This window comes from Streptomyces sp. NPDC057271, from assembly GCF_042668715.1.
Taxonomy (GTDB): domain Bacteria; phylum Actinomycetota; class Actinomycetes; order Streptomycetales; family Streptomycetaceae; genus Streptomyces.
This window is the reverse complement of record NZ_JBHUYJ010000089.1, coordinates 7,420-14,165: the sequence shown is the minus strand read 5'-3', so window position 1 is coordinate 14,165 and position 6,746 is coordinate 7,420. Positions and strand designations below refer to the sequence as shown.

Genomic DNA, 6,746 nt, shown 5'->3' with positions numbered 1-6,746 from the left:
TCCGCCGTCCTCCTCGTCGCCTTCGAAGAGGTCGCCGATCTCTTCGACGGCTTCGGCCGCGACCATCCCGCCGACGACACCGACGGCGAGCCCGGCCGCGCCCGCGGCGATCGCGGTGCCCATGCCGGGTCCGGAGCGATGCCCGTGATCGCCGTGGCCGTAGTGGCCGTGCCCCTTGTCGGCGTGCGGGTCGCCGTGACCGTAGGGGGCGTGAGAGTCGTACGCGTGGTGCGAGCCGTGCGAGGTGCGACGTCCGACCAGCTGCCGCATCCAGGAATCGACCTCGGTGTTCCAGTCGACCGCGCCCGCGCCGTGGCTGACGGTGAAGCGGGTGACGGTGTCGTGGCCCTCGGAGAGGAAGCCGCCGCGCTTGTCGGCCTCCAGGACGACCTCCATGCCGGCCGGCCCGGCGAGGAACGTCACCTCGATCTCGGCGACCTGGTGCGCGTACTGCGGGGACGGCGCGAGTTCGATCTCCTGGTAGAAGGGCAGCTGCTGTCCCGTCCCCCGAATGTGCCCGAGTTCGAGGTCGGCGGACTTGAAGGCGAAGCCGAGCTGCCCGAGGGCCTCGAGGATCGACTCCTGGACCGGCAGCGGCCGCACCGCGAGAGGGTCCATGTCGCCCTTGTCCTTCGCGCCGGCGACGCCCAGCTCGGTCCGCACTCCGAGGGCGATGCCGAGGCCCTGGCCGTACAGCTCGGTGATCGGCGTCTCCCAGGGCAGGTTGACGCTGAACGGGATGCTGCGCTGCTCGCCCTCGGCGAGGCGGAAGTCGCCGCCGACGGTGAACCGGTCGAAGACGACCAACCCTTCCGACTCGCCGTCGTCGTGCTCGGCTTCGACCCTGGCCACCAGCTCCAGGGTGATGTGCTCGATCGTGAAGTCGGCGTTGCCGCCCTTCAGATGCACCTGGCCGGTGAGACCGCCACCGGGCGTCACCGCGCCCGGATCGAGGACGGTGTCCACCGAGGGTCCACCTACGCCGAGCGAGCCGAGCAGTCGCTTGAACACCATGCCGGCATCCACTCCTTCTTGTGTACGTGTGGTTCCGAGCCCCTGGTGGGTCTCCTCCGCGGAGGAGACCCACCAGGGAAGTGCTGTTACCTGGAGGAGGTGTCGAGCGCGGCCAGAGCCTGCGCCCACCGCGCGTACCTGAGATCGGCCAGGTCGGCCACCGTCTTGATGCCGAACGCCTCCTGAAGGAGGTCGCCCTGCCGGTCGGACACCCCCTTCAAGGCCGAGACGGGAGCCGCGAGAATCTCGGGCAGGCTCTTGTCCGCCCACGCCTTGTCCAGCACCTTGTCCAGGTCGATCGAAGCCACGACATCCCTCCCAGGGTCAACGGACGAGTGCGGAGCACCGCCACGCACTCTCTACATCACTGTAGAAGAATAGGGGTGGGCGCCTCAACGGAAGGGCGCTCGGGGGCGCTTCGGAGAGAAAGTCCGAAAGACGCGCATGGGGGCCGCGGCCGGTTCGACGGTGAGGCCACTTCGGCGTGGCGCATCGGCACGGGCCGGCGCTCGGCCCGTCAGGCGCTCGGCGCCCTGGAGGCGGAGCCGGCCGGGCCTCCGGCGGCCCGGGATCGGACGAACGTCCGGCCCACCGCCCAGCCCGTGCCGTGACGAGCGGCTCGGCCTCGGCTCTCGATGCTTGTTTGCCTTTCCTTTACAGTGGTGTAGAAGCCTGCGTGGTCGCCTGACCACCGATTCCGTCGAGGACGAGAAGGAGTGAGCGACCCGCAATGGGTGAGCCTCCCAGTACCGGCCGTGCCACGGCCTGCCCGGACGCGTCGAGTCAGGGAGCGGGGGTGGCACGGTGACCGAGGTGCTTCTCCTGCTTCTGGCCGTGGCCCTCACGCTGGCGTGCGCTGTGTTCGTGGCGGCCGAGTTCTCCCTCACCACTGTCGAGCGGGGTGAGCTGGAGCGGGCCGTCGAGGCGAAGGAGCATGGGGCCGAGGGCGCACTGCGCGCCGTCCGGCGTCTGACCGTCCAGCTCTCCGGCGCCCAGCTGGGCATCACCGTCACCTCGCTGGTGATCGGCATGCTCGCGGAACCGTCCCTGGCGGCGCTGCTGCGCGGCCCGCTGGAGGCGATCGGCCTGGGCGGCGCCGCGTCCTCCGTCGCCACCGTCCTCGGCGTGGCGATCTCGACGGTCGTGCTGATGGTGGTGGGGGAGCTCGTCCCGAAGAACTGGGCGATCTCCCGCCCCCTGGCCGTCGCCAAGGTCGTGAACGGACCCCAGCGGGGCTTCACGGCTGCCTTCGGCCCGTTCATCCGGCACCTCAACAACAGCGCGAACCGGTTCGTACGCCGCATCGGCCTGGAGCCCGCCGAGGAGCTGGCCACCGTCCGTACCCCCGCCGAGCTGGCCTCCCTGGCCCGGCACTCCGCCGCGGAGGGCGTCATCGAGGCGGACTCGGCCGAGCTCTTCGTCCGTACGCTCCACCTGAGCGAGCTCACGGCGGAGAACGTCATGACGCCGCGGGTCGACGTCCGAGCCCTGGAGGCCCAGGCCACGGCGGCCGACGCCGCCAACCTCACGTACGCCACCGGCCTGTCCCGCTTCCCGGTCTACCGCGTCTCCCTGGACGACGTGATCGGCACCGTCCACATCCGTGACGTCCTCGCCCTCGAACCGGACGCGCGGGCGACCACTCCGATCACCGAGCTGGTGACGGAGCCCTTGCTGGTGCCCGAGACGCTGACCGCCGACCGGCTGCTGGAGCGGATGCGGGAGAACCGGACGATGGCGGTCGTCATCGACGAGTACGGCGGCATGGCGGGTGTGGCGACCGTGGAGGACATCGTCGAGGAGGTCGTCGGTGAGGTACGCGACGAGCACGACCCCGTCGAGGTCCCGGACCTGCTGCCCGCGCCGCCGACCGAGGACGGGCGGGCCACCTGGGAAGCCGACGGAGGCGTACGGATCGACGAGCTGGCCCGCATAGGGCTGCGGGCTCCGGACGGCCCGTACGAGACCGTGGCCGGCCTGATCGCCACCTGCCTCGGCCGCATCCCCGCCCAGGGCGACGCGATCCTGCTGGACGGCTGGCGGCTCGACGTTCTCGACATCGAGCACCACCGCGCCGACCGGATCCACATCACCGAGCCCGACCGCCTGGCGGAGCACAAGCACGCCGAGGTGGCCCGATGACCGCCGTCCAGCTTCTGATCGGCTTCCTCACCCTGCTGACGAACGCGTTCTTCGTCGGCGGCGAGTTCTCCCTCATCTCCGTGCGCCGCAGCCAGATAGAGCCGCTGGCGCGTGAGGGCGACCGGCGCGCCCGGATGACGCTCTGGGGCCTGGAGCACGTCTCGGCGATGATGGCCACGGCCCAGCTGGGCATCACCGCCTCCTCGCTCGTGCTCGGCGCGGTCGCCGAACCGGCCATCGCCCACCTCCTGGAACCCGCCTTCGAGGCGGCCCACGTGCCGCACGGCTTCGTTCACCCGACCGCCTTCGTCATCGCGCTCACCCTGGCGACGTACGCGCACATGCTGATCGGCGAGATGATCCCGAAGAACATCGCCCTCGCCGCCCCCGTGCGGACCGCGCTGCTGCTCGGCCCGCCGCTGGTCGCCCTGACCCGGGCGCTGAAGCCCGTCGTCTTCGGCATCAACGCGTTCGCCAACGTCCTGCTGCGCCTGCTGCGGGTCGAGCCGAAGGACGAGGTCGGCTCCGTCTTCACCGACGACGAACTGGCCCGCATGGTCCAGGACAGCAGCGAGGCCGGACTGCTCTCGCCCGCCGACGGAGAGCGGCTGCGCGACGCCCTGGAGCTGGGCACCCGTCCGGTCGGCGAGATCCTCGTCCCCGCCGCCCGGATGATCACGGTCGACCACCGCATCACCCCGACAGAGCTCGAACGCACGGCGGCCCGCGCCGGGTTCTCCCGCTTCCCGGTCACCGGCCCGACCGGAGCCGTCCTCGGCTACCTGCACATCAAGGACACCCTCGGCGTCGCCGACCGCGACAGGCCGTTCCCTCGTACCGAGTTCCATGCCGTGACCCGGGTTCGTATCGACACTCCGCTGGACGACACGCTCACCGCGCTGCGGGCAGCCGACAGTCACCTCGCCGCCGTCACGGGTGAGGCGGGCGTGGTCCTCGGCTACGTGACGATGGAGGACGTCCTGGAGGAGCTGGTCGGCCCTGCCGCCGTGTGAGTCCCGCGCCGCGGCCTGCCGCGTACACCCCGATACTTCAGTCCCGACCCCTTGTGTGAGGAGCACCTCCTTGTCCGCCAGATCGACGCACCCCTACGTGATGGGGTGCGGTAGCCGATGAACGCCGCTCTCGGCCTGCTGGCCGTCCTCGTGCTGACCGCCGGCACCGGCTACTTCGTCGCCCAGGAGTTCGCCTACGTCGCCGCCGACCGCATCGCGCTCGCGGGTGAGGCCGCGGCGGGCGACAAGCGGGCCGCCCGCGCGCTGAAGGTCCTCGAACGACTCTCCTTCATGCTGTCCGGCGCCCAGCTGGGCATCACCGTCACCGGCCTGGTCGTCGGCTTCCTCGCCGAACCGTCCGTCTCGGCGCTCCTCAAGCCCGCGCTGGAGGGGACGGGCCTGTCCGAGGGCGCCGTCTCCGCGATCTCCGTCACGCTCGCCTTCGTGGTGGCGACCGTGCTGCAGATGGTGCTCGGCGAGCTCGCGCCGAAGAACCTGGCGCTGGCGGTGCCCGAGCGGCTCGCCAAGTCGCTGGCCTCCTCGACCCTCGTCTACCTGAAGATCGTCGGCCCGGTCGTCCACGTCTTCGACGGCGCCGCCGACAAGCTGCTGCGCAAGGTCGGCATCGAGCCGGTCGAGGAGCTGCACCACGGCGCGACGCTCGAAGAGCTCAGCCACCTGATCGGGGAATCCCACGAGCAGGGCCAGCTGCCGGCCGACACCGCCGAGCTCCTCGACCACGCCCTGGAGTTCTCCGAGCGGACCATGGACGAGGTCATGGTGCCCCGCGTGGACGCCGTGTTCGTACGCAAGGACGCCACGCTCACCGAAGCCGTCGAACTCATCGCCACGTACGGCCACTCGAACTACCCGGTCCTGGGGGATCACCCGGACGACGTCACCGGCGTTCTCGGCGTGAACGAGCTGATGCGCCTGCCGGCCCGGGAGTTCGACACGACGACAGCGGGGGAGGCGGCGCGGCGACCACTTCTGCTTCCTGACACCCTCCCCCTGCCGCAGGCGGTGGCGCAGATGCGGGAACGCGACGACGAGTTCGCGGTCGTCCTGGACGAGCACGGCGGGGTCGCCGGCGTCGTCACGTACGAGGACATCGCCGAGGAGCTGGTCGGTGACATCGCGGATGAGACCGACACGGTCGTCACCCTCGCGGTGCCCGACGGGGACGGCTGGCGCGTCGACGCGGGCCGCCGCCTCGACGAGGTCGAGGACGCCACCGGCATCGCCCTGCCCGAGGAGGAGGACTACGACACCGTGGCCGGCCTGATCATCGACCGTCTCGGCCGCTTCCCGACGATCGGGGACCGCCTCACGGTCGACGACGTGCGCATCGAGGTCCTCAGCCTCGACCGCCACGTCCCCGAGCGTGTTCGCATCGAGAAGACCGACGCCGAGCAGGCTGAGGAGGCCCAGGCATGAGTTTCCCCATGGCCCTCTTCATCACCGTTCTGCTTCTGATCGGCAGCGGATTCTTCGTCGCCGCCGAGTTCGCGCTCGTCGCGGCGAAGCGGCACCGTATCGAGAAGGCCGTCGCGGACGGTCAGCGCGGTGCCAAGGCCGCACTCGCCGGTATGCGTGAGCTCTCCCTGATGCTCGCGGGCGCCCAGCTCGGCATCACCATCTGCACCCTGGGGCTCGGCTCGATCTCCAAGCCGGCGATCTCCCACGAGCTCGACCCTCTGCTGGTCGATCTGGGCCTGCCCACGGCTCTCAGCTACGGCATCGCGTTCGCCGTCGCCATGATCATCGTGGTGTTCCTGCACATGGTCGTCGGCGAGATGGCCCCCAAGTCCTGGGCCATCGCCCACCCCGAGCGCTCCGCGATGCTGCTCACCCCGGCTTTCCGTGCCGTGGTCAAGGCCGTGCGTCCGCTGCTCTGGCTGCTCAACAAGGTCAGCAACGCGCTCGTCCGGATGTGCCGTGTCCAGCCCCGCGACGAACTGACCGCCGTCCACAACCGCGAACAGCTCACCCACCTCGTGGAGGAGTCCGAGCGCCTCGGTCTGATCAACAAGACCGACTCCCAGCTCATCACCCGCTCCCTGACCGAACCGCAGACCCCGGTCTCCGATCTCCAGACCCCGGCGGCCGACATCGTCACCGTCCCGGCCGGCGCCGGCCTCGACGCGGTCCTCGCCCGCGCCTCCGCAACGGACCGGGCCCGCCTCCTCGTCCGCGACGGCGAACGGATCCTCGGCTCGGTCCACGCCCGCGACGCCCTGGTCGCCCGTACCCGCGGCCGTTCCCTCACGGCCCGCGACCTCGCGCGCCCCGTACCGGAACTGTCCACCACCACGACCGTCTCGGACGCCGTGGAACAGCTCCGCCAGCGCCGCGCCTCACTCGCCCTCGTACGCGACGAACGCGGTGTGCTCACCGGGTCGGTCAGCCTCGACGACCTGCTGGTCCGGATCATGGGGCCGCAGACGGTCTGACGCCGCTCCACCCCCGAGTCCCGCGGAGCGCGGCCGCGCCGAGGAAGCGGTTCTCGTGCCGGGCTGTCATGGGAAGTGGCGCAGCCGCCCACGCACGGCCCCACCGCCGCCGCACCCTGGAGCC

General features: G+C 70.9%; 6 protein-coding genes. 4 read left to right on the top strand and 2 right to left on the bottom strand.

Going from position 1 to position 6,746, the window contains the following annotated elements:
- The coding region (locus tag ACFUJR_RS30095) for a sporulation protein (RefSeq protein WP_383450929.1) at nucleotides 1–1,014 on the bottom strand (1,014 nt) is incomplete at its 3' end.
- An 86-nt stretch (nucleotides 1,015–1,100) separates the two neighbouring features.
- The gene (locus ACFUJR_RS30090) at nucleotides 1,101–1,322 is read right to left on the bottom strand and encodes a hypothetical protein (RefSeq protein WP_383180804.1); all 222 of its coding nucleotides are present in this window, start codon (nucleotides 1,320–1,322) and stop codon (nucleotides 1,101–1,103) included.
- Between the two features lie 496 nt (nucleotides 1,323–1,818).
- On the opposite strand from ACFUJR_RS30090, the gene ACFUJR_RS30085 reads away from it, so the two are divergent.
- The 4 genes from ACFUJR_RS30085 (at nucleotide 1,819) to ACFUJR_RS30070 (ending at nucleotide 6,622) form a co-directional block, all read left to right on the top strand.
- Complete coding sequence (locus ACFUJR_RS30085; protein WP_383180801.1) at nucleotides 1,819–3,156, top strand: hemolysin family protein; 1,338 nt, start codon at nucleotides 1,819–1,821, stop codon at nucleotides 3,154–3,156.
- Nucleotides 3,153–4,169: a hemolysin family protein gene (locus ACFUJR_RS30080; protein WP_383180798.1), complete on the top strand. Its 1,017-nt coding sequence runs from the start codon at nucleotides 3,153–3,155 to the stop codon at nucleotides 4,167–4,169. Before ACFUJR_RS30085 ends, ACFUJR_RS30080 begins: the two co-directional genes overlap by 4 nt.
- Nucleotides 4,170–4,286: 117 nt before the next feature.
- Nucleotides 4,287–5,606 (top strand): hemolysin family protein, encoded by a 1,320-nt coding sequence (locus tag ACFUJR_RS30075; RefSeq protein WP_383180795.1) that lies wholly within the window; start codon nucleotides 4,287–4,289, stop codon nucleotides 5,604–5,606.
- Nucleotides 5,603–6,622, top strand: a complete 1,020-nt coding sequence (locus tag ACFUJR_RS30070) for a hemolysin family protein (protein ID WP_383180792.1) — start codon at nucleotides 5,603–5,605, stop codon at nucleotides 6,620–6,622. Before ACFUJR_RS30075 ends, ACFUJR_RS30070 begins: the two co-directional genes overlap by 4 nt.
- The last annotated feature ends 124 nt before the right edge of the window (nucleotides 6,623–6,746 follow it).

Excerpts from the sequence above, each read along its gene's own strand:
- ACFUJR_RS30080 (WP_383180798.1), top strand. The coding sequence starts at position 3,153 with ATGACCGCCGTCCAGCTTCTGATCGGCTTCCTCACCCTGCTGACGAAC.
- ACFUJR_RS30075 (WP_383180795.1), top strand. The coding sequence starts at position 4,287 with ATGAACGCCGCTCTCGGCCTGCTGGCCGTCCTCGTGCTGACCGCCGGC.
- ACFUJR_RS30070 (WP_383180792.1), top strand. The coding sequence starts at position 5,603 with ATGAGTTTCCCCATGGCCCTCTTCATCACCGTTCTGCTTCTGATCGGC.